Genomic DNA, 579 nt, shown 5'->3' with positions numbered 1-579 from the left:
TCCAGATACCGGCCGATCGATCGCAGGTAGGTAACGATTTCCAGCATGAGGAAATCGCGATCGCCGTAAGTTTCCTCGATCTTCTTTACCTTCGGCATGACAACTTCCTGTTCTGCCGCCGACAGGTCGACGTCCCCGAGCACATATCCGTGATGGCCGATGGCGCAGATGTCGCAGCCTGCCTTGATGATCGCATCAACAAACGCCGGAACCTCGCTCGCCTTCATGAGCCGCTTGTTACTTGCCGCCATGAATGTCACTCCCGTTTGCACCATGAACAGCAGAAGTGAATAAGGGCGCGGCTGGCGCCGCGCCGTCATAGCCGTTGCCGCCGTCGTCAGTCTCCTTCGTCTTCAGGTGGTGAAGAAAGCTCAGAATGGCTTGAAGCGTGAGCCCGTCGAAATTCGCCAGCTTTTCAACGATCGCCATACGAGTTTCCGCTTCGGCCTGGTCTTCACCCCAAAGATGCGGCGCGACCGGGTACAGGATCTCAACCGGTGAAATGCTTAGCACTTCGCAGATGTGAAGGAGCCGGCCGACAGTCAGCCGCGAAACCGCGTTTTCGTAGCGATTATAAAC

At 56.5% G+C, this 579-nt stretch carries 1 protein-coding gene and 1 pseudogene; both read right to left on the bottom strand.

The window, feature by feature from the left end; all coding sequences use genetic code 11:
- Window positions 1-251: hypothetical protein (locus EN780_RS36915; protein ID WP_128276626.1), on the bottom strand; the 251-nt coding region annotated here is incomplete at its 3' end.
- A pseudogene (locus EN780_RS39420) lies at window positions 238-579 on the bottom strand (XRE family transcriptional regulator); the annotation flags it as partial. The gene EN780_RS36915 and the pseudogene EN780_RS39420, both read right to left, overlap by 14 nt.

Source organism: Mesorhizobium sp. M4B.F.Ca.ET.089.01.1.1 (genome assembly GCF_004022605.1).
Taxonomy (GTDB): Bacteria; Pseudomonadota; Alphaproteobacteria; order Rhizobiales; family Rhizobiaceae; genus Mesorhizobium; species Mesorhizobium abyssinicae.
Note: the sequence above shows the minus strand (reverse complement) of the source record. Positions and strands in the feature narration are given on the sequence as shown.